Origin of the sequence: Anabaena azotica SJ-1, from assembly GCF_047275885.1 — a bacterium.
GTDB lineage: Bacteria > Cyanobacteriota > Cyanobacteriia > Cyanobacteriales > Nostocaceae > Trichormus_B > Trichormus_B azotica_A.
In genome coordinates this window covers 86,932-110,227 of record NZ_CP178454.1, presented here as the reverse complement: position 1 = coordinate 110,227, position 23,296 = coordinate 86,932, and the positions used below count along the sequence as shown (strand labels likewise).

The following is a 23,296-nucleotide window of genomic DNA, read 5'->3' as shown; positions in this document are numbered from 1 at the left end:
GACTTAATTCTAGCAAGACTTGAAAGAGCAAAACAGCATTATAAACAAGTTTATCAGTAAGAGAAAAGGAAATAAACATGACAGAAAAGATTGAAATAACAAGCAGTAGCGGTAACGTATTTGCTGATTTAGATTTACCCAACCCAGATGAAATGCTTGCAAAAGCAGAACTAGCACGAAAAATCAGTAACGCTATCACCGCACGTCATATTACCCAAGCTGAAGCGGCTGAATTATTAGGAATTGACCAGCCAAAAGTTTCTGCTTTAATGAGAGGAAGACTTACAGGTTTTTCTCTGGAAAGAATGTTTAGATTTCTGAATACGTTGGGAATTGATGTGGAAATTACAGTCAAACCTAAATCTAGAGATGATGCACGGATAACTGTCGTTTAATTTGCGCTTCTGAAAATTCACAATACTAGGAATAAATATTATGAATGTATCTATTTCTGACCAAATTATTGAACAATTAAAAATAATGCCTCAAGACTTGCAATATCAAGTCCTGGAATTTGCCCGCAATTTGACAAATTCAAAAATCAAAGGTGTTCCCGGTAAAGAATTATTAAAATTTGCTGGTTCAATACCCAAAGAAGATTTACAGCTAATGAGTGAAGCAATAAAACAAGATTGTTAATATATTGACATCAAGTATTATTTTACAGCTTATGACTTCCATTAATTTACAATTATCATCTAATTTAATTAACGAAGGTGAGCAAGCCATTCGTCAAGAATTGGCTTGACAATTGTATGCTCAAAATATCTTTACTTTTGGTCAAGCGCGACGTTTAGCTAATTTGTCTGTTTGGGAATTTCAGCAGCTTTTAGGAAACAGAAAAATTCAACGTCATTATACTGAAGTTGATTTACTGGAAGATGTCAAAACTATTACTGAACCCTAACACATTAATCTAGCATTTCCTAGTTGGTAAAGTAAAAAATCATCTGCGTTTATCTGCGTCCATCTGCGTTTAATTATTACAGGTTGTACCTTATATGATGGTAATTGCTATATAAATGAAAAAACTATTATTCCTCTGTAGCCAAAATAGGCTTCGTAGTCCCACCGCTGAAGCTGTATTTTCAGAATATCCAGGACTGGAAGTAGACTCCGCAGGTTTAGACAGAACCGCTCAAAACCCAGTTTCCACAGAATCTATTACCTGGGCTGATATTATTTTTGTGATGGAAAAATCCCATAAAAGTAAGCTATCTAAGAACTTTCAACCCTTTCTCAAAGATAAAAAAGTCATCTGTTTAGATATCCCGGATGAATATGAATATATGCAAGCAGATTTAATAGAGTTGTTAAAACGTAAAGTTTTACCATTATTGGGAACATAATTAGGTATTTTTCCGGTTGTGACCACTAATTCCTTGACTATACTAACCCCCGGCTTTATGAGATCAATTTTAAAATCCAAAATCCTTGGAAGACTTTCTAAAGCTTGGGTTTGGGCTGATTTAGTTAAATTTCAAAAATTAAACATATATTAAGTATATTTTCCACAACTTTTGCACAATGTTTGTCTAAATTAAAACTATAAGGTTGCTTGGGATGCAAACCCTCCCAACTATTCATACACAAAGACTATCGTGTAGCATCTCTAGGAGAAAACAGCATTACTTTCTGTCTTCTTGCACTTAGAAGCATATCAATTACTTAGAAACACATAAAATAACTTAAAACCTATGAAATCTATTCACCCCCTGCAAGAATTAAAAATCTGTACACAATCAAGATACAACGGTCAGTTAAGTATTAAAAATGCCGAAGGAAAACAATGGGCTTTCTATTACCATCAAGGACAACTAGTATGGGCAACAGGAGGAACTCATCCATCTCGAAGATTGCGGAGAAATTTAATTAAAAATTGTCCTTCTGTTGATATTAATCAATTACTGTTAAACACTGAAGAAGATACATCTATAGAGTATTGGGATTATCGCTGTCTAGAAAAATTATGTCAAAGTGATAAAATTCAAGCTGAACAAATGAATAACATTGTGGAAAGCACAATTTCTGAACTTTTATTTGATTTAGCACAAAATGTAAATTCTGCATCTTTGATGTACGAACGTCAGCAAAATATCATCTTAGAAGCATCAGTTAATTCCACCACAAGCAACTTATTTTTTCAAAACATCCAGGACTTCTGGAATAATTGGACAAAAGCTGGATTAGCTGGTTTTTCTCCTGATTTAGCACCACTACTAATCAAACCAGAAGCACTAAGAAAGCAAGTAAGTCCAGGTGTTTACAAAAATTTTGAAGTATTAATTAACGGTAAAAATACTCTGTGGGATTTAGCTGTCAAAATGAAACAGAATGTTTTATCAATCACCCGTTCATTACTTCCTTATATTCATCAAGGCATAACTGCACTGATAGAAATACCTGACTTACCTTTACCATTTAAAAACGTCAAAAACTACGAGCTAATTAAAACAGCAACTTCTAACGTGAATGCTCCACTGATAGCTTGTGTAGATGACAGTCCTCAAGTATGTCAACTCCTGGAAAAAATCATTATTGCCAATGGGATGAGATTTCTCAAAATAGAAGATTCTCTACAAGCTTTACCAATTTTGATTGAAAATAAACCAGACTTGATTTTCTTAGACTTAATTATGCCCGGTCTCAATGGTTACGAACTTTGCTCGAATTTACGACGTACTTCTGCTTTTGCCAATACACCGCTAGCTATTTTAACAGCAAGTAATGGTGTTTTTGATAGAGCTAGAGCTAAAGCCTTTGGTGCCACAGATTTTATTACCAAGCCTGTATCTAGCAATAAAGTTTGGGGCGTAATAGATAAATATTTAAGAACAGCACCAAAAAATGTAAATTTATCTAATTCCTGTGTACTGCCTCTTCTCAACGAGCAAGAATTGTGTTCGTCTCATAAAGAGTAATGTTAGGACTCACTCTGATAATAACGAGGTAAGGATAAAGTAAATGTTGTGCCTAAGTTTTCTTGACTCTCCAGTGAAATATCTCCTTGATGAACTTCAACACATTTTTTCACAATCGCTAGTCCCAAACCTGTCCCCTTAATGTCACCCACATTATTGCAGCGATAAAAAGCTTCAAACAAATGTAATTGATTTTCTAACGGAATTCCCATTCCTTGATCACGTATTTGGAATATAGCAACATGATGCTGACATTCCAATTCCAAATCAATTTTTGATCCAGATGGAGAATATTTAATAGCGTTAGAAAGTAAGTTTGTCAAGATTCGCTGGAGTAATACTATATCCATTTCTGCCTGTGTGTTGCCAGAGCAACTAAAACAGATTTGATGTTGATTACCTAGACTGTATTGCAGAGTATCTATGAGTTCATGACAAAATTCTTCTAAGTTCACTGATACAGGGCGATATTGTATTTTTCCAGATTCTATACTACCAATGAGCAGTATTTCATCTAATAAACAGAGTAGATGATCAACAGCATCATTAATTTTAGAAACATAACGGTTAATTATTTCCGGTGAAGGAAGTTTACTACCACATTCAAGTAATCCTGCAAAACCTTGGATACTGGTGAGTGGATTCCGAAAATCATGAGAAATCATGGATACAAACTCTGATTTCAGACGATTGAGTTCTTGTTCTTGTTCTAAAGCCTTGATGGCTTGAGCTTTTGCTTGTTGCAGTTCTATTTGCATCCGTCGCAAGCTGATGTGATTTTCAACTCTAGCTAGCACTTCTTCTAATTGAAAAGGTTTGGTAATGTAGTCTATCCCTCCTATACGAAAAGCTTTGACTTTATCTATTGTTTCGCTGAGGGCGCTGAGGAAAATTACTGGAATGTCGTGAGTCTGCGGATCAAGTTTTAACCGCTCACAAACCTCATAGCCATTCATATTTGGCATATTGATATCTAACAGAATAATATCTGGATGCTCCATTTCCACAGCCCTCAGTGCGATCGCACCACTGTTAGCACAACGCACCTCATACCCTTGTTCCTCCAACATACTGGAGAGTAAATGCAAGTTATTGGGTGTATCATCAACAATTAAGATGTTAGCTTTATAGGAATATGTCTGCAAATTATTCATAAGTAAACTATAATTTAAAGTTGACTGACTGCTCTATAAATAAATATTCTGATCACATTAAATCCTCAACTCCTGATTATATAAAGGTTTACCATAGCTAACTGCTAATTTTTAGATCATCCAATCACTTATTTAATCATATTTTTTTCCATCTGATTTTTGATGGTACGGATGCGTTGGAGACGGTTACTAATTCTGATCAACAGTTCCTTCGGCACAATGGGCTTAGTTAAATAATCATCTGCACCTATCACAAATGCTTTTTGCAAGGTTTCTACATCCGTACAGCTAGTCAAGAATAGAATCGGCAGCCAATTCCAGTCATGATTTTCACGTACAGCCCGGCACAAATCTAAACCTTCAGTACCACTAGGCATATTAATATCCAGAATTAAAAACTCTGGTTGGTTATATGCCACAGCTTCCCAGAAATGATCTGGATTAGTCAAACAAGTTAACTGCACACCCAAAGGTTCAAGTAATGTTTGCAGGGTAAGCAAAATTTGTGGATCATCATCTACTGCTAAAACTTTGGCATTAATCGGCTCAGATTGGCTCAAGTCTTCTAATTTTCTACCAGTTAAATTAATTAACTCGTTAGTATTTGCTTCTAGGTGCTGACGTAAAGAAATCAGCAACGGCTCTATTTTTTTAGCTACTTCTTGTCGATAACTTAGCGAAAAATGCGATTCTAAGTGAAAATTAGATTCTAGTAGAACTTCTATTTGTCTAGCTAAAAAACTTCCTTGCTCAAATCCAAACATACCCAGAGATCCAGCAAGTTTATGGGCATTTTGGACACCATTTTTGAGAACTTCTGCATTAAATATACCGATGACAAGAGACGAAAAAACTTGTTCTAAAACGATTAAACGTTCAAAAGTTAAGTTTTTTGTCTGCTGCCAAATTTCTGCTATCGAAGCATCTAAATTTTCTTGTTTCTCGGCATTAACATGATTTTGATTTGTGGCATGATTGGATGTAGTGATAAAAGTAGGATTTATTCTGTATCCTTGTCCATAAACCGTTTCCAAAAAATCACCTGCACCAACTGCTTTTAAGTTGCGACGAATATTTTTAACATGGGATCTAACTGTCGATTCATTAGGTGGTTCAGCATCAAATGCCCATAGTTGATCAATAATATCTCTGCAACTGTAAATCCGTTTTTGGTTGCGGAGAAACAACTCCACTAATAGGTATTCTTTGCGACTGAATTGCATCAGATGTTCTTGATAAGTCACCTCATGTAAATTTGGATCAAGGTGTAAATTACCACATACCAGTGTAGGAGAAGAAGAGGTGCTTCCACGACGAATCAAGGCACGGACTCTAGCTGCTAATTCTTGGACATTAAACGGTTTGACAACATAATCATCTGCTCCGCTATCCAGCCCTTGTAGTTTATCTGTTGTGGTATCACGGGCAGTCAAAAGCATTACTAAAACAGGATTTTTTTGTTCTCTTAGACGACGACAAAAGCTGATGCCATCTAGTTTTGGCAACATCACATCCAACAAAATTAGATCATACTGAAAGCCTTCTACTAGTTCCCAGGCAGCCTCACCATCTCTGGCTATATCTACAACATAGTTTTGCTGTAGTAGCAGCTTTGTTAAAACTTCTACTATACCTTCATCGTCATCTACTAGCAGAATCCTCATAGGCTTTTATTTTTTTTTAATCTTTCCCTACTTTTAAGTTTTTTAACCTTTAGTCAAATTTTATAGCAATGAGATAGGATTTGATTATAAGTAATGTTACTGCATTTGTGGTTAAGCATCATCCTTATAGAGTATAGAGCAAACAATCTTTCTCTGCACCCCACACGCCATACCTCGTTTTCTGTCAGACAAGCTAAGTAGGTAGGAACAACTAAATAATAAATATATGAAGAAAAATCAACGAGACTCATATCCTCTTTTCTCCTGCCTCCTGAGTTATCCTAACGATAAATGTTCAAGCCCACTTACTTACACCAACAGCAAGGAAATTATCTATGACAACGAAAAAAGTATTAGTGATTGATGATGAAGATGATATCCGCGAGGTTGCTAAAATTAGCCTGGAAATTATGGCAGGATTAGATGTTATTTTAGCGCGCACAGCCATGGAAGGCATACACAAAGCCGAGACTGAACAGCCTGATGCAATTTTGCTGGATGTGATGTTACCAGATATGGATGGGGTGATGACATTTGAGAAACTCCAGGCTAATCCAAACACAAAGCATATTCCTGTAATTCTCCTCACAGCAAAAGTTCAAGTATCAGATCAACAGCGTTTTGCTAACTTGGGGATTAAAGCCATGATTGCCAAACCTTTTAAACCTGCCCAATTAGCTCAACAGTTGTTAGTATCTCTAGGATGGAATGATTTGAGTCTTCTCTAACTTTGACATTTCTCCACAAATTTTCCATAATTCAAACTTAAGATGACTAAATTATCAGCCTACTAAGTAACTGGACAATTCATTAATTTACTTTTAAGCGAGTATAGAAGTATTATGACTATTATTCAATCCATGCATATTCCATCCGATCATGTTCCTCTTCCCAATCTCTCAGATCAAATAGGTGGGGATATAAGTCACGAGTTGCGTACCCCTTTGACAGTAATTCAGGTAGCCTTGGACATTTTAAGCTCTGGGAAGTTAGGTAATCTTTCTCAACAGGAATTAAGAATGGTAAATATTGCTATCAGTAACGTAGACAGGCTAATGCGCCTTACCAATGCCATTGAGGGAGAACCAGAGGCTCAAACTACATTTTTATCTAGTGAAGCACTAGCTCAACTGCGATTAGAGCGGGATCTAAAAATGGCGCTAATTCGCAATGAGTTTACACTTTGCTACCAGCCGATTGTTTCTCTCAAGAAGTATGAAATCTTAGGATTTGAAGTTTTGTTGCGATGGCAACACCCAGAGTTAGGAACGATATCTCCTGAACAATTTATTCCTTTGGCAGAAAAAAGTAACTTAATTTGCGATATTGGTACATGGGTTTTGCAAACAGCTTGTCATCAATTGCGTACTTGGCAACACCAATTTCCAGATGATTATCATAATTTAACGATCAGTGTTAATGTTTCCAGTAGACAGTTAGCCAACTGTGATTTAATTGTACAAGTTGAGCAGATTTTGCAGGAAACAGGTTTAAAGTCTCGTAACTTAGTATTAGAAGTTACTGAGAGTGTGATGATGGAAAATGCTGTAACTGCGAAGAAAACGTTGGAGAAACTGCAAAGTCTGGGAGTACGGGTGTATATTGATGACTTTGGTACTGGTTATTCTTCCTTGAGCCGACTTTGTGAACTACCCTTGAATGTATTAAAGATTGATCGTTCTTTTGTGCAGAAGTTAAATTCTCCAAATGGCAAGCAAGTAGTTCAAGCTATTACTAATTTGGCACATACTTTAGGATTAGAAGTGATTGCAGAGGGAGTGGAAACAGTTGAGCAATTTTTAAAGCTACAATTGCTTGGTTGTAACCAGGGACAAGGATATTTTTTTGCTAAACCTTTAGAAAATTATGCAGTCGCAAAATTGCTAATGAATAACTGCTGCTAATGAATAACTGCTAGTAAAGCTGTGAGTTCAAAATTCACAATAGAGCCTACTACCGCAAGGCGGAAGTCAAAAGTCAAAAGTCAAAAGTAGTATGGAGTAAGCTTTTTAGCGATTGAGAATGGTATGTTTATTTACGCCAACCTGTACTACGGCACGCTGCGCGTTAACAGGGAACAGGGGCAAGAGGCAATATTTGGCAATAATGTTAAAAACTATGCCTCCTATCTTATACAGATGAAGCTTTTTGCGATTTTTTGCCTAGATTTTGCATAATATGTACCTAAGAGCCATTATTGAAAGCCTTATTCTGTAGACATTTCATTTAAAAGAAGGGCATAATTCTTTATAACCATAAAAACAACGCAAGAGCCTTTTGTTAGATAACAGTAGGTGCAAACAATCAAAATCATGCTCACCAGCCCTGAAAAAACAAGATGAGCCAGCAGCAAACCTCGCAATTCTTAGCAAATATCTTGGTGGTTGATGATAATCCCGTCAATCTCGTTATATTATCCAAGGTACTTTCCAAATATGGTTATAAAGTGCGATCTGCACCAGATGGTGAAATGGCATTAAGATCAGTTGAAGCTAAGTTGCCTGATCTCATTTTGCTGGATATTATGATGAGCGATATGAATGGCTATGAAGTTTGCCACAGGCTCAAAACAAATGAAAAAACCTCTCATATACCTGTAATTTTTATTAGTGCTTTAGAAGAGCCTTTAGATAAAGTAAAAGCATTTACTTTAGGTGGGGCTGATTATATTGCTAAACCATTTCAAACTCAAGAAGTAATTGCCAGGGTAGAAAATCAACTACGGATTCGTAGGTTACAAAATCAGTTAGTTGAACAGAATGAACAGTTACTGCAAAAAACCCAAGCATTGGCTGATTTTAGTTCTAGCCTCAAGCAGTTACATCGGATCAATATGACTGATTTTTATCATGTTGATGATCTGTTTTTAGATTATTTAGATACAGGTTGTAAAGTCCTGCGTTTTTCAGCAGGAGCAGTGGGTAAAATTAATCATCAAACTTATTCATTTTTAGCTGTTAAATCGGAGTTTGAGTCATTAGTTCCTGGATTAGAAATCAATCTTTCAGATGCTTATTGTGGAAAAGTAGTTGAGCAAGAAAAAACAGTTACATTCCAAAATGTAGGCACAATAGAAGAGATGTGTTGTCATCCACTCTACCGAAGCCTGAAAATAGAATCTTACATTGGCACTCCTATCTGGGTAGATGGAAAAATTTATGGTACACTTTGCTTTTTTTCAACGATTGCCAGATTTGATCAGTTTGAGAATCACGAACAAGAAATTATTGAATTGATGGCTCAAAGCATTGGTAAGTTTATCAGCGCCCAGCAAATAGAAACTAAACGCCAACAGGCAGAGGAAAAATTAAGAAAAAGTGAAGAACGCTGGCAACTAGCAATTCAAGCTAGTCAAGATGGGATTTATGATTTTAATTTACAAACATCTGAGGTTTTTTATTCTGCTCGCTGGAAGGAAATACTGGGCTATCAAGATCAAGAAATTTCTAATAATATTGAGGAATGGACGAAACGCATTCATCCAGATGATTTGAAGTTGGTGGTACAAACAAATTCTAATCATCTTAATCGGGAAATTCCTTTTCTGATGCAAGAATATCGCCTACAATGCAAAGATGGTAGTTATAAATGGATTTTAGAGCGTGGTCAGGCTCTGTGGGATGAAAATGGTAAACCGACGAGATTTATTTGTTCTCATACAGATATTAGCGATCGCAAACGTCAGGAAACAGCCTTACAACTAATTGTGGAAGGTACAGCTTCGACAACAGGAAATGAGTTTTTTCGTTCACTGGTGCGTTATTTAGCAGAAGTTTTACAAGTTCGCTACGCTTTTGTCACCAGATTTACAGATCCAACAAAAACCAAGGTTCGCACCTTAGCATACTGGCAAGGAGAAGACTTTGGTGAGGAATTTGAGTACAAGGTAGAAGGAACTCCTTGTGAACAGATATGTTCTGGAGACATCGTATATTATTCCCATAAGATTCAGTCCTGGTTTCCAGACCATGAACATTTGACCAAATTGGAAGTGGAAAGCTATTTAGCGATCGCTCTCAATGATTCAATGGGTAATATTCTGGGACATTTGAAAGTTTTGGACACCAAACCAATGGTGAAAACCCAGAACACAGAACTCATTTTAAGAATTTTTGCAGCTCGCGCAGGTGCAGAATTAGAGAGGCAATTATTTGAACACGCATTGCAAGAAAATATAGAACAGCAAAGAGCAACATTGCTGGTAGTGGAAAAGATGCGTCAGACCTTGGATATTGCCCAGATTTTCCGCACCACCACAGAAGAATTACAAGAGCTACTAAAATGCGATCGCGTTGTGATTTATCGCTTCTACCCTGACTGGAGTGGCGAATTTGTCGCTGAGTCTGTCACCAGTGGATGGATTAAACTCTGGCACGACCCCAATAATCCAGCGCCAAATCACCCCCAATTCCAAGAAAATATCAATCTCAGTCAGGAATGTACTGTTAAAAATTTTGATAGAAGACAAGTTGATAGAACAACCAAAACTGCTCAAATTGAGCAGAAAAACTATTTGCAAGATTCTTATTTTCAAAACACCAAAGGACGCAGTTACAATGACTTACCAAACTTTCGTGCTGTAGAAGACATATATACAGCCGGATTTACTGATTGTTATCAGCAACTTTTAGAAAAAATTCAAGCCAGATCTTATACTATTGTCCCAATTTTTAACTCTGGTAGACTATGGGGATTATTAGCAGTTTATCAAAACTCTGCTCCTCGACAATGGAAACAAAATGAAATTAATCTGGTTATAAATATTAGTAATCAGTTAGGAATTGCCCTCTATCAAGCAGAATTATTTACTCAAATTCAACAACAATCCCTAGAACTAGAAAAAGCAAGAGACGCAGCTGAATCAGCGAACCGGGCTAAAAGTGAATTTCTAGCCAATATGAGCCATGAATTAAGGACTCCCTTAAATGCTATCATGGGCTTTACTCAAGTTATGAGTCGTGATATTTCTCTCAATCAAAAACATCAATCACATCTCGATATTATTAACCGCAGTGGGCAACACCTTTTAGAACTCATTAATGATGTATTAGAAATGTCCAAGATCGAAGCAGGTAGAATCAAGCTAAATACAACTAGTTTTGATTTATATTATCTACTTATTAATCTGGAAGATTTATTGCGGTTAAAAGCTGATTGTAAAGAATTAACACTCATTTTTGATTGCGCCCAGGATGTACCCCAATACATCTCCACCGATGAAGTCAAATTACGCCAAGTTTTACTAAATCTGCTGGGAAATGCGATTAAATTTACCCAGAAAGGAAAAGTAACACTGCGTGTCAGAAAAATAAGCAACAAAGATTATAAAAATCCAATTTCTACATCCTTGTTATTTGAAGTAGAAGATACCGGAACAGGCATTGCAGCAGACGATATAAAACGATTATTTACCCCTTTTGTTCAAGCCAGAAACACTGATGCCCATGAAGGAACAGGACTAGGATTAACTATTAGTCAGAAATTTGTCAAATTAATGCAAGGTGAAATTACAGTTGAAAGCGTTGTCGGACAGGGAAGCACATTTCGATTCAATATCCAGGTAGATGGGGCTGAAAATGTGAATATTCCTAACCAACTGCCCAAAAATCGAGTCATTCACATTGCACCTGACGAACCAGCTTATCGGTTATTAATTGTAGAAAACCAGTGGGAGAGTCAACAACTTTTAGTAGAATTACTTGTACCATTAGGATTTGAAGTATACACAGCCGAAAATGGTCAAGAAGGTGTGGAATTATGGCAGCGATGCCAACCTCATTTAATATTCATGGATATACAAATGCCTGTCATGAATGGTTACGAAGCCACACAAAAGATTCGGGCTATGGAAATGAATAATTCAACTGATATTTTACAAACAACCAAAATAATTGCTTTAACTGCTAGTGCTTTTGAAGAACAGCGGACTTATATTCTATCTATAGGTTGTGATGATTTTATTCGTAAGCCTTTTAGAGAGGAATTTTTATTGAATAAGCTGGCTGAACATTTAGGAATCAAATACATATACGCAGAAACAGCAAAAGATATTGGTGCAAAAGAGGAACAATCTTCATCTTTTATTCTTTCTCCTGCATCTTTACAAGTTATGCCTGATGAATGGATTTCCCAATTAATTCAAGCTGCTAGTAGATGTAGCAAACGTCAAACAATTGACTTGATAGATAAAATTCCTGAACCACATGCAAATCTAGCGCAAGCATTAACGGAGTTGGTCAATAAATTTCTCTTTGAGAGGATTGTGCAGTTATGTTTGGAGTATTCTCCAAAACATATAAAATGAATAGGATAATACAGTAGAATTCAGGAATCAGGAATCAGGAGTCAGGAGTCAGGAGGAGGCAGTGCGGTGGACGGATTTCCCGACTTGTAGCAACTGCCGTCAACTGCCATTTAGAAGTGAAACTGGCTTTGTGTATAGGTTTCAATTTTGATGCTGTACTTCATTGATCTGCAATCTGCTGTAACTGATAACAGATAACTGGGAGTAAAGTATGGGTTCGGCTGGAATTAGAATTGTGTTGGTAGAACCAGCAGGACCGCTAAATTTAGGCTCAATCGCTAGGGTAATGAAAAATTTCGGTTTAGATAACTTAGTGTTAGTTAACCCGCAGTGCGATCGCTTATCCTTTGATGCCTTAAAAATGGCCGTTCATGCCAAAGAAATATTAGAATCTGCGGTGATAGTTCCGACATTACCAGCAGCATTGCAAGGATGTGTGCGGGCGATCGCCACCATTGGCCGTGATTACAGTGGAGACATACCCCTAGAATCCCCCCGCACCTCCCTACCCTGGTTATTAGAAGAAACAGAAAAGCCAGTAGCCTTAATTTTTGGCAGAGAAGATAGGGGCTTAAGCAATGAAGAATTAAATTATGCCCACAAATTGATTTTTATTCCCACCAATCCAGAATATCCATCTCTCAACTTAGCTACAGCCGTATCCATCTGTTGTTACGAACTATCACAATTAGCAGAAACATTTACAACTCCCAAGCCACCAACAACCGAAATCGCACCCGTGGATATGCTAGAACCCTACTATCAGGAATTAGAATCCTTACTATTATCCATAGGCTATCTTTATCCTCATACAGCAGCCAGTCGAATGGAAAAATTTCGCCATCTATATAATCGCGCTCACATTCAAACCACGGAAGTAGCCATGCTACGTGGGATGTTGCGACAAATAGAATGGGCGATTCGTCAAGAAGGTAATAGAGAATAGACAATAATTAATTTTCCCCTCTTCCCTGTCACCTGTCACCTGTTCCCTGTCACCTAACTAGCAACTTACGTCAAGATGAATTAGACTAAACTTAAAAAAGCTACTTAGTCCCACAAGGTGATCTGAGTTATCAAGGTGCATAATATAGTTAATTTTATATTTAATTTTGGGTCGAACATTTACGTGGGTAACAAGGAGTAGCAGTGTCAGAATCAAGTGACAACCTAATAGCTGTCTCAAGACGACAACCACAGCGTCGTCGCCGTCCACGCCAAGTCCAAAAGACAGCACAAAAGCCGGTCAAGAACCAACAACCGACTGAAACTAGAACAGAAACTGTGGCCTTAACACGCCTCAATAATCATATCAGTAACCCTGCTTTACCAGCTGGGGGGCAAAGACCACCCTCCAGAATAATGATGCCTGTAGCAGTTAAACCCATCCCTAAACCCAAGGCCAAGATGCCACAACAGGCGCTGGGGAAGGTCAAGACAGTGCGTGTCCAAAAGCAGGGAAAGCCAAAAATAAATAGGCGACCATCGCGCAAAACCCAGTTAAAGCCGATGGCGAGAACCATACTATATACACTACGTTTATTGATTGTTGGAGTTGGTATAGGTGCTATTGTCGGTACCCTGTTATCAGTATTAGATCCTGCTAATCGCATTTCTAAAACTGCTGCGCCCCCATCTGGAACTAATGTTACCCAATCTAATCCTAATAACCAAGCTTCTGCTGCTGGTTTATACTTATCCCAAGAAATAATTCCTTTAAAAACCACTGTACAAAATCTGGCAACACCGTACCCAAATCTGACTCCTGGGGTATTTATGGTGGATTTAGATACGGGTGCTTATGTAGATATTAATAGTAATGCTAGTTTTCCGGCGGCCAGTACAATTAAGATTCCCATTCTGATTGCGTTTTTTCAAGATGTGGATGCGGGAAAAATTCGCCTGGATGAAATGTTAACTCTGCAAAAAGAGATGATTGCAGAGGGTTCGGGTAGTTTACGCACCCAAACTGTAGGTAGTCAATATACGGCGCTGGATATTGCCACCAAGATGATTACTATCAGTGATAACACAGCAACAAATATGCTCGTGACTCGACTGGGAGGACAGGAGGTACTAAATGAGCGTTTTCGCAGTTGGGGATTAGCAACGACAATGATTCGTAACCCACTACCAGATTTAAAAGGCACAAATACGACTTCACCCAAAGAATTGGGCGATTTGATTGCTAAGGTAAATCAGGGGAATTTGGTGAGTATGCGATCGCGTGATTTAATGTTAGATATCATGCGTCGCACAGAACGAGACAATCTTTTACCATCTGGCTTGGGAGAAGGAGCTAGAGCTTATCATAAAACCGGTGATATTGGCTCCATGTTGGGAGATGCTGGTTTAATTGATATACCCACAGGTAAGCGTTATATAGCTGCTGTCATGGTACAACGTCCTAACAATGATCCTAATGCCGAAAAACTGATTAGTTCCATTTCTAGTGCTGCTTACCAACACTTTAGTCAAACTACTGTCACACCCCGCACTCCTACAAATAATCCACCAACAACTAGTTTTCAGCCCCCCGTTCAACCAGTTCAACCAGTTCAACCAGTTCCACCTCTTCAACCAGTTCAACCATTCATTCAACCCCAGTTGATGAATCCCATCGTCCCAAATGGCATGGTTAACAATGCCCCCATGGGTACTTATCAAGCCCCTGTAATGACACCACAATATTACCCACCACAATAAAAGTCAGGAGTCAGGAGTCAGGAGCAGAGGAAGAATTACCAATTACCAATTACCAATTACCAATTAATTATGACATCTACCCCGCCATCAATTCAATTTTTTGCAGGTATTTTTGAAGAACTGAGTAATGTGAGTTTACGACGGGAAACCCGCACAGGTAAACGCATTGTCTTGATGCAATTTGAACAATTAAAAGCTTTATCTGGTTTTAATAGTTTTACAAAACAGTCTTTAAATTCCCTATTATTAACTGATGAAGAAGGAGAAATTCGCGTTACTCCTACGGGAACAAAGTTTATTTTTGGTGGTGATGAAGGGGATGAACTAAGAAGGGTAGATTGTCAATTTGAAATTGAACAAGATAATCATTTTGATAGAGTTATGCGTTTTCTACACCGTTACGCTGAAGCCAATGGAATGGAATATGGAGAAAAGGATAGTTGATAGTTGATAGTTGATAGTTGATAAACTGTAATCTGTAACCTGACTCCTGACTCCTGACTCCTGACTCCTGACTCCTTATATTTTCTGATATCGCATTCCTGGGAGTTGGGAAACTAAACCCATCAATTCTAATTGTAATAAAGAACTAGAAACCAAACCAGCATCCATACCCGTTTTTTGGACAACAAAATCAAACGGTAAAGCATCAACACTTAAAGTATCTATTACCTGTTGTAATTCTGGTTCTAACTGAGGTTGATTAGGTTGAAGTAAAGGAGGAGATTTAACGATTGGTGTTTCTATATCTATTTGGGGAATTGCTCCCAACATCGTTAATAATTCACTCAATTGCTGATTTATTAAACCTGCACCTTGACTAATTAATTTTAAACAACCTTGAGATGGTTGATCATCAACTCTTCCCGGTAAAGCATAAACATCTCTACAAAATTCATTAGCATAAGTAGCTGTAATTAATGCACCAGATTTTATTCCTGCTTCCATTACTAATACTGCTCGACTTAAACCAGCAATAATGCGATTGCGACGGGGAAAATGGGTGCGGTTGGGTGCAGTTTTTGCCGGATATTCACTAATTACTATCCCAGATTTCAAAATCTGTTGATATAAATCTTTATTTTTATGGGGATAAATCACATCTACACCTGTTCCCACCACCGCTATTGTTCTTCCTCCCGCTTTCATTGCTGCTATATGACTTTCCGTATCTATTCCTTCGGCCATACCCGAAACAACGGTAAAACCATTTTTTGCTAAAGCGGTGCTAATTTGACGAGTCCATTTAATTCCATATTCTGTAGGTTGACGAGTTCCCACAATTCCTACTAATGGTTTTTGTGCTGAATTTTCTTGTAAATCAACTTCACCACGATAATATAAAATTGGTGGAGGACTGGGAATTTCTCGCAATAATTGGGGATATTCTGGGTCTGCTGGTGTCCAGAAATTGGGGTTTATTTGCTGGTGTTGAATAAGTAATTGTTCTGGATTTAATTTGCTTCTTTGTTGAACAACTTTTTCTAAGGTTTGAAATCCAAAACCTTCAACTTTTCGCAATTCCCCAGGACTAGCTTTCCAAGCAGTTTCTAAGTTACCAAAATGCTGGTGTAATCGTTGCAATAATATTGGACCAATTCCAGAAATTTGCGACCAAGCTAACCAATATGCTCTTTCTTGTATCAATTATTTTTCCTTTTTATTTATATATTTTTTTACTAACCGCAGAGACGCAGAGGGAAGCATTCAGCTATCAGGTTTTTAAAGCTTATGCCCAAACTCACTATTTGATAATCTACTGATCTGTCAAACATTCTGGCTCCTGACTCCTGACTCCTGAATTCTTACGGGAAGAGTTTATTGTTTGGCTAATCTTTGATTTTCCAAATAATCAAATACTGATTTATCACCAATATCTGCGGGGATGTTCTGTACTGTTTTTCGCAACGCAAAGATTAAAAAGAAAATTACCCAAATTCCTAATAAAATCTGTTCAGCTTGAGTTGATAAAATCCCTGCTAAATGTCCTAATAAAAGTAAGGGAACTAGGGGAGTTAAGATTTTAGTTTCTAACCGATTGAAGCAAAATCCTTCTTTAAAAAAGATTCCTGTTAAAGCAGCAAATGTAAAACCCACACCAAATAAAGTTAGCGGTTGGTTATAAATAGTGATTGCAAAAGGTTGACTATCAAAATGTCCAAAAATAAAAGCAGAAATACTCCCAATTATCCAGAAAAGCTGTAATATTTGGTGCAGTAATTTCATATATATGTGAATAGTGAATAAACTCACACCCAAGGCTAAACTAAAACAGGTGTACAGCGGAGTAATGGCTTGAATAGCAACAGGGTTATGAGGATAAAATAAGGCTAAACCGCTACCAATCGCAAAACTAATGGCGGCTATCATTAAACCTGTACGATAGATGATAACACCTGTGCGATCGCTCTTGGTAATTGTAAAATCGCCAAACTGTCCTTGATAGACTTCTGGTGCAGATAATATTTGTGTAGTCATAGAAATTAACTGAGAAGTGATTCCATCTACTAGTTTAATCACTAATGGAATTTGATCAACTTCTCAGAGCCAATATAACTACACTTGACAGTCTGAATATATAAGATACATCACATAGTCCCCTCCCCGCTTGTGGGAGTTGGGGGTGGAATTAAAAGTATCTCATTCAACCGAGAAACGCTATAACTAATATTTTACTTATAACTAATATTTACAAGTCTCTACCGAGAGATACAGCAGGAGTCAGGAGTAAAACTCCTTTGTTGTCTAGATTTCAATTGACATTCTGTACCTCATTGATCTGCAATCTGCTGTATTGATAAACTCAAAAGCAAACAACTGAGAAGATTTATGAATTTACCAAATAACAAAATTGTTGATACTTAAACTTCCCACTAATCCTGTCACCTCGATAATGGCATCTAGAGATGATTGATATCCATCAGTAGCATCATTAATAGCTACAAAGGTTCTGCTTGTACCAGATAAGGTAAACATTGCTGCATAATCAGCACTAAAGCTTACATCATTTAGGACTGAACTGATTTTAGTTGTATTGAGAGTGCTAACAGAACCTGAGTTCAAGAAACCTGATCTAGCGGAAGTAACGAAAGTGTCACCGCCCTGATTCGCATTAAAGTTGAAGATAATATCAAAGCCACTAAGCAGAGAATCTCCTAATTCATCATAAACAAACTGATTCACTCCGCCTTCACCCAACAATTTATCTTTTCCTCTTCCCCCAATGAGGATGTCGTCACCAAGTCCCCCTCTAAGGATATCGTTCCCACCCATCCCGTACAGGGTATCATTGCCAAGACCACCAATTATATTGTCATTTCCATTACCTGCAAATAGGAAATCGTTACCGCTTCCTCCATCAAGACTTTCATTAGCAGTATCGAGACTACTGCGGGCTACACCACTGTTAAGATAGTCATCACCATCTCCACCCTGGAGGTTATCTTGTCCTAAGCCACTATAAATAGTGTCGTTTCCCCTACCTCCAAAGAGTTTATTATTGAACTCATTGCCTGTAAGCGAATCATCAAAATCTGACCCATCAGCATTTTCAATCACAACGCCATTGGCGATAGTAAAACCACCAAAAATGCCTGTCGCAGCGGAGAGATAACCCCCTGCTCCTCCTTGAGTCACATCGAGAGTAGCGTCATTCAGATTGATTCTGACACCGGAGGATGCACCCACACCGCTAATTTTATCAATTCCCCCTGTATCCCAGATGCAAGAGTAAAAAGTGCCAGAAGCATTCACTTTGGGGAGAAAGTAAGTGTCATTATTCTGACGATAGGTGAGATTAGCCCCGTAAAGCCACTGGATGGCGGCGATATCAAAGGCCATCGGTGTTCCTTGATAACCGTATGCTAATGTATTTGGTTTTCCGCCACCATAGACTAATCCATCGTTGTAGGACATGGTTGTATATATGCCCTGATTTAAGCCATAGTCACCTGTAGAGCCAAAAGCACTGGTAACACCTGGATAAATTGGCGACCCACCACCATTGTCGTGAGGATGGGCTAAACCTAATCCATGTCCTAATTCATGAATCAAGGTAATAAAGCCATAGTCACCTTGCTTGTTTCCATTTATATCCCAACCATCTCCTTCCCGATTGAAATAGCCCATCCCCATTCCCTCTTCCCCTGGAGGGTTAAATATTCCTAGCGATCCAACACCCATGTCAGTGTTGCCCAAATTGTAAAAGCCCAAGGTAGCATTGCGATTATTGTTCCCAATATCGACAAACTTAATATTCGCTACATTTTCCCAAGTCTTTAGGGCTGCTACCATAGCTGCTTTTTCGCCAGCAGACCAGTTATAGGGGTTTTTGGCGTAGCCATCAAAAGAATCGTCAAAAACGGCGCTACCAACTCCCCAGAAAGAGTAGTCAATTGTTTTGGTTGGGCCTGTCACCCAATAATTTCCTCCCCAGAGGATGCCGTTAATGTAGACGTTAGAACCGGGAAATCCCTTATTACCAGAAGGTAGGATAGTCATATATGCACTGTTTGATTTAAACGAAGATGTTGCGAAAGCCCTAAGTGAATTCCACTTATTATAGTCTTCATTTAATTATTTTTCATACCCGGAATAATAACTAATAGATTAATAATAAATGTAAATTTAATACAATGTAGTCCACGCAGTTAAGTCTTTAACTAATCTTTCAATTTAAGTATAAAATTCAGTGGAAATACCAAAAAAAAAACAAATTTACTCTCTATTTTCACTATATCTACCTATTGTGAAACTGAGGTGCTTATCAAGCAGCAATAATTACTTCTAACTCATCCTGCCAATTGATCTGCAATTGTATCTCTGCATTACCGCTATTGATAGCAATTTCTACCCAACCGTGACTACCAACTAAAGCTAAAGCTTCCCCAATTTGCACATCACTGTAAGCTGCATATCCTGGTATGCTCAAATCTTTCATCTGCACACACCAGCTTTTATCTTTTACATAACTTGCAGGAATATTGCTGACTAAATTACCAAAGTGATCTATATATTGAATACAACCAACTACACCGTTTGTAGTTTCTCTGCATTCAGCAATATCCAATTTTACCAAAGTTTCAGGATTGATTTCCCTTCCTAGTTCTTGCAGATTAACACCACTGGCTAGATGTGCTGCTACTGGTGCAAAAATATCTCTACCATGAAAAGTGCTGCTAGGTTGGGATGTGCTCCAAAAGTTAAGATTTGTAAGTTCTACGGCTGCAAGAATCTGATTTTTGCTGGTTATGCCGCTAAAAATGCCGTTATCGGGTCCAACAAGATAGCCTTGTTCTAATTTTAGAGCGATCGCTCTCCTTTGACTACCTACCCCCGGATCTACTACGGCTAAATGTACCGTACCCTTGGGAAAATAATTATAGGCATTCATTAAGCAAAACCTAGCTGCGGCAATATTTTGCGGTGGAATCTGGTGCGTTAGGTCTATTAAGGTCAAATTAGGGTTAATTTGGGCAATTACTCCCTTCATCACCCCTACATAAACATCATGATCACCAAAATCACTCAATAAAGTCAGGATTTTTGATTGAATCATTTATTCATAAACCCAGGCTTGACTATTAATATAGATTATCTTATAATTTTCTGTAACAACAGCTACAAAATATATGTTATGTTATAGTTGCATGACATAAAAATAAACATAAAGGAGTTATGGCAATGAGTAGCAATAGACTACAATCAGTCCAAAAAGCAGACGAAGCACACAGACAGAATATTCAAAAAAGCGTAGAACACCGTTTAGAAGTAGCTAAAGCTAAAGGTGACGACAAGCTAGTTCGTCAGTTAGAAGCGGAACAGGCTTATTATAGCTAATATCAATTTTTTTTATTACTCATGGTTTTGTTGTGTGTATACCTGCGAAAGCAGGTTTTTTTGTAGAATCATAGAATCAAATCTCATCAAAAAAAATTAGGGCGAGAATCTTTCCCACCCCACAAAAGTTTGGATTTTAATTGCTATTTAGTCAGCATTGAGGATTTTGGGAACTTTGAAAAATTCACCTTCCTGTTCAGGTGCGCTGCGGAGGATAGCTTCTCTATCAGGATAGGGTAGTAATTTATCCTCTCTTGTCACATTACTAACATCAATTGCTCTAGTTGTAGGAAGTACATTAGTAACATCAAGTTCACTCAGTTGCTCGATATACTCCAAAATACTACCGAGTTGGGTAGTAAATTTCTCTTCTTCATCTGGTGTCAATTCTAACCGAGCAAGATTAGCGACTTTGTGGACTTGTTCACGATCTATCATTGTCAGGGAATAGGGAATATGTGAGAGGTGAGAGGTGACAGGTGACAGGTGACAGTTAAGAGATAATAGGGAATAGAGGATAATTATCTACCAATTACCAATTACCAATTACCAATCACCCATTACCAAATTAAAAGAATACGTCGATTTGCGATCGCCCGGTGGTTTTTAACCAGTTTTGAGCTTCAATGTAATTATTGGGAGCCATACGAATTGCTCTCACCCAATAATCTGCGGCTTGGTCAAAAAGTGCTTCTCCCGCGTCGTTATCTCCTTCTTCCTTGGCTTTTTCACCTTTGAAGTGATAAATTACAGCGATATTATTCAATGCTTGGGGTAGACGGGGATTTAACTCAACAGCTTGGTGATAAAATTCTAAAGCCTTATCATGATCACCATTACTAGCGTAAATCAGCCCCATGTTGTAGAGAATATAACTCCTGTCGTTAGTATCTTCCTCTAGAGTCAGGGCTTCTTCATAATAATCCAACGCTTCAGCATATTCACCTTCTGCCTGGGCTGACATCCCATCTCGATAATATACAAATGCTTCCTTAGCTTTTCTATTGGTTGGCAGGAGTTTGAGGATCAAGTCTGCCATAACGGTAAAGGACTTGTCAACAAAGTTATCGTTTTTCTGTGTTCTTGGCATATTTGCCCCTCTAATGACTCAAATCAAGCAGACTTTTTAGGAAGTAAATTCTTGGCAACTCTTTAGTTAATCTAACTGATTTCTGGTTGCTTCTCATCTTTCAACAGTTTTAAGCTTAAATCGAGACTCTGGCCTGTAGAGCTTCTCGTGCTTGTTCTCGGTCATCAAAGTGGATTTTTTCAGTACCCAGAATTTGATAATCTTCGTGGCCTTTACCTGCTAATAATACACCATCACCGGGTTTAGCTTCCAGGATAGCAGTCCGAATTGCCGTAGCGCGATCGCAAATTACCATTGGTTGTACTGTATCAGGAATACCTGCCAAAACATCCTCTAAAATCTTTTCTGGGTCTTCAGTGCGGGGATTATCCGATGTCACCACAGCTATATCAGCAAGTTCAGCGGCTATTTTACCCATTTTCGGACGTTTAGTGCGATCGCGATCGCCCCCACAACCAAACACACAAATCATTCTGCCTGGTATAAATGGACGAGCCGCTTTCAGTAAATTCTCTAAGCTATCAGGAGTGTGAGCATAATCCACAATCACGCTGATATCTTGGTTAGGAGCAATTTGCACCCGTTCCATCCTGCCCGGCACACCAGGAAAATCAGGTATCGCATTTGCTACAACTTGCAAATCTAAACCCAGATGTAAAACAGCACTAACAGCCGCCAAAAGATTTTCTAAATTATATTGTCCCACCAAAGGAGAACCAAAAGCCACATCACCCTGGGGAGTATGTAAAATGCCGCTGACACCATTTGGCTGATAATTTAAATCACTCATCCAAAAATCAGCATTATGATCATTAACGCTGTAAGTCCAAACCCGTTCACGACTCAACCCAGAAATTAAACGCTTACCATATTCATCATCAGCATTAATAATTGCCCTGCCTTGGAGATAATCAGGGCTAAATAACAACGCCTTCGCCCCAAAATAGTCTTCCATATCCTGGTGATAGTCAAGGTGGTCTTGGGTAAGATTAGTAAATACAGCCACCTCAAACGGACAACCAAAAACCCGATCCTGCGCTAAAGCATGGGAACTAACTTCCATCACCCCAAACTCACACCCAGCATCAACAGCTTGTGCTAAACGCTGCTGCAAATCCACCGCAAAAGGAGTGGTAAAAGCCGCAGTTTGGGAAAAACCAGGCCAACGAGTGTAAAGAGTTCCTAACAAAGCTGTAGGTAAATTAGCTGTAGTGAGAAAATATTCAATCAGGTGGGTAGTTGTAGTTTTACCATTCGTGCCGGTCACACCCACCATCTTCAGCTTTTGTCCAGGATAACCATAAAAAGCCGCAGAAATTTGAGCGCAAGCTTTATTCATGTTACTGGCACTAATCACCACAGATTCCGGTGTAGGCGGATTTTTTGCAGCTGCTTCCAAAGAAACAATAGCAGCGATCGCACCAGAAGCTAAAGCACTTGGCCAAAATTCTCCACCATCAACCCTTGTTCCCGGCATTCCAATAAACAAATCTCCAGCACCGCAAGCATGGGAGTTAGTTTTTATCCCCTCAACTTCCACATCCGCAGTCTTTGGAGATTCTACACCGTCTACAGCCGCTAATAATTCCCGTAATTTCATATACCGCACCTCGCCGCAA

General features: G+C 38.3%; 21 protein-coding genes. 12 read left to right on the top strand and 9 right to left on the bottom strand.

Annotation, left to right across the window (positions count from 1 at the left end; all coding sequences use genetic code 11):
- Positions 1-77: 77 nt before the first annotated feature.
- From ACLLO5_RS00500 to ACLLO5_RS00480, 5 genes are all read left to right on the top strand, one after another.
- Positions 78-395: a helix-turn-helix domain-containing protein gene (locus tag ACLLO5_RS00500; protein WP_413173546.1), complete on the top strand. Its 318-nt coding sequence runs from the start codon at positions 78-80 to the stop codon at positions 393-395.
- A 40-nt stretch (positions 396-435) separates the two neighbouring features.
- Positions 436-639, top strand: coding sequence for a hypothetical protein (locus tag ACLLO5_RS00495; protein ID WP_413173545.1), 204 nt, complete (start codon positions 436-438; stop codon positions 637-639).
- 112 nt (positions 640-751) lie between these two features.
- A complete protein-coding gene (locus ACLLO5_RS00490) occupies positions 752-907 on the top strand; it encodes a UPF0175 family protein (protein WP_413173544.1) in 156 nt (51 codons plus the stop codon).
- 115 nt (positions 908-1,022) lie between these two features.
- Entirely contained in the window at positions 1,023-1,349 is a 327-nt protein-coding gene (locus ACLLO5_RS00485; RefSeq protein WP_413173543.1) for a low molecular weight protein tyrosine phosphatase family protein, read from the top strand.
- Positions 1,350-1,697: 348 nt separating this feature from the next.
- A complete protein-coding gene (locus tag ACLLO5_RS00480) occupies positions 1,698-2,921 on the top strand; it encodes a response regulator (RefSeq protein WP_413173542.1) in 1,224 nt (407 codons plus the stop codon).
- 2 nt (positions 2,922-2,923) lie between these two features.
- Here the strand turns inward: ACLLO5_RS00480 and ACLLO5_RS00475 are convergent, their stop codons facing one another.
- Positions 2,924-4,075 (bottom strand): response regulator, encoded by a 1,152-nt coding sequence (locus ACLLO5_RS00475; protein ID WP_413173541.1) that lies wholly within the window; start codon positions 4,073-4,075, stop codon positions 2,924-2,926.
- A 128-nt stretch (positions 4,076-4,203) separates the two neighbouring features.
- Positions 4,204-5,739 (bottom strand): response regulator, encoded by a 1,536-nt coding sequence (locus tag ACLLO5_RS00470; RefSeq protein WP_413173540.1) that lies wholly within the window; start codon positions 5,737-5,739, stop codon positions 4,204-4,206.
- A 335-nt stretch (positions 5,740-6,074) separates the two neighbouring features.
- On the opposite strand from ACLLO5_RS00470, the gene ACLLO5_RS00465 reads away from it, so the two are divergent.
- From ACLLO5_RS00465 to psb28, 6 genes are all read left to right on the top strand, one after another.
- Entirely contained in the window at positions 6,075-6,467 is a 393-nt protein-coding gene (locus ACLLO5_RS00465) for a response regulator (protein WP_413173539.1), read from the top strand.
- A 114-nt stretch (positions 6,468-6,581) separates the two neighbouring features.
- Positions 6,582-7,643: an EAL domain-containing protein gene (locus ACLLO5_RS00460; protein ID WP_413173538.1), complete on the top strand. Its 1,062-nt coding sequence runs from the start codon at positions 6,582-6,584 to the stop codon at positions 7,641-7,643.
- A gap of 434 nt (positions 7,644-8,077) precedes the next feature.
- Positions 8,078-12,043, top strand: coding sequence for a response regulator (locus tag ACLLO5_RS00455; RefSeq protein WP_413173537.1), 3,966 nt, complete (start codon positions 8,078-8,080; stop codon positions 12,041-12,043).
- A gap of 211 nt (positions 12,044-12,254) precedes the next feature.
- A complete protein-coding gene (locus ACLLO5_RS00450; RefSeq protein ID WP_413173536.1) occupies positions 12,255-12,989 on the top strand; it encodes an RNA methyltransferase in 735 nt (244 codons plus the stop codon).
- Positions 12,990-13,192: 203 nt separating this feature from the next.
- Positions 13,193-14,749 (top strand): serine hydrolase, encoded by a 1,557-nt coding sequence (locus ACLLO5_RS00445; RefSeq protein WP_413173535.1) that lies wholly within the window; start codon positions 13,193-13,195, stop codon positions 14,747-14,749.
- Between the two features lie 69 nt (positions 14,750-14,818).
- Positions 14,819-15,193 carry a photosystem II reaction center protein Psb28 gene (gene psb28 / locus ACLLO5_RS00440; protein ID WP_413173534.1) on the top strand — a complete coding sequence of 125 codons (375 nt, stop codon included), beginning with the start codon at positions 14,819-14,821 and terminating at the stop codon, positions 15,191-15,193.
- A 75-nt stretch (positions 15,194-15,268) separates the two neighbouring features.
- On the opposite strand, the gene dprA is transcribed toward psb28, so the two are convergent.
- The 4 genes from dprA to ACLLO5_RS00420 all read right to left on the bottom strand — a co-directional run bounded on the left by dprA (position 15,269) and on the right by ACLLO5_RS00420 (position 20,306).
- On the bottom strand, positions 15,269-16,396 hold the full coding sequence (dprA, locus tag ACLLO5_RS00435; protein WP_413173533.1) for a DNA-processing protein DprA: 1,128 nt from the start codon (positions 16,394-16,396) through the stop codon (positions 15,269-15,271).
- 171 nt (positions 16,397-16,567) lie between these two features.
- Positions 16,568-17,227, bottom strand: coding sequence for a DUF2301 domain-containing membrane protein (locus ACLLO5_RS00430; RefSeq protein ID WP_413173532.1), 660 nt, complete (start codon positions 17,225-17,227; stop codon positions 16,568-16,570).
- Between the two features lie 357 nt (positions 17,228-17,584).
- Entirely contained in the window at positions 17,585-19,249 is a 1,665-nt protein-coding gene (locus ACLLO5_RS00425; RefSeq protein WP_413173530.1) for a bluetail domain-containing putative surface protein, read from the bottom strand.
- A gap of 265 nt (positions 19,250-19,514) precedes the next feature.
- Positions 19,515-20,306, bottom strand: coding sequence for an S-adenosyl-l-methionine hydroxide adenosyltransferase family protein (locus tag ACLLO5_RS00420; RefSeq protein WP_413173528.1), 792 nt, complete (start codon positions 20,304-20,306; stop codon positions 19,515-19,517).
- A 125-nt stretch (positions 20,307-20,431) separates the two neighbouring features.
- Here ACLLO5_RS00420 and ACLLO5_RS00415 point away from each other — a divergent pair, with 125 nt between their 5' ends.
- Positions 20,432-20,587: a hypothetical protein gene (locus ACLLO5_RS00415; protein WP_413173527.1), complete on the top strand. Its 156-nt coding sequence runs from the start codon at positions 20,432-20,434 to the stop codon at positions 20,585-20,587.
- A 147-nt stretch (positions 20,588-20,734) separates the two neighbouring features.
- On the opposite strand, the gene gatC is transcribed toward ACLLO5_RS00415, so the two are convergent.
- The 3 genes from gatC to ACLLO5_RS00400 all read right to left on the bottom strand — a co-directional run bounded on the left by gatC (position 20,735) and on the right by ACLLO5_RS00400 (position 23,277).
- On the bottom strand, positions 20,735-21,025 hold the full coding sequence (gene gatC, locus ACLLO5_RS00410) for an Asp-tRNA(Asn)/Glu-tRNA(Gln) amidotransferase subunit GatC (protein WP_413173526.1): 291 nt from the start codon (positions 21,023-21,025) through the stop codon (positions 20,735-20,737).
- Between the two features lie 130 nt (positions 21,026-21,155).
- Positions 21,156-21,677: a photosystem I assembly protein Ycf3 gene (locus ACLLO5_RS00405; RefSeq protein ID WP_413173525.1), complete on the bottom strand. Its 522-nt coding sequence runs from the start codon at positions 21,675-21,677 to the stop codon at positions 21,156-21,158.
- A gap of 115 nt (positions 21,678-21,792) precedes the next feature.
- Entirely contained in the window at positions 21,793-23,277 is a 1,485-nt protein-coding gene (locus ACLLO5_RS00400; RefSeq protein WP_413173524.1) for a UDP-N-acetylmuramoyl-L-alanyl-D-glutamate--2,6-diaminopimelate ligase, read from the bottom strand.
- Between the last annotated feature and the right edge of the window lie 19 nt (positions 23,278-23,296).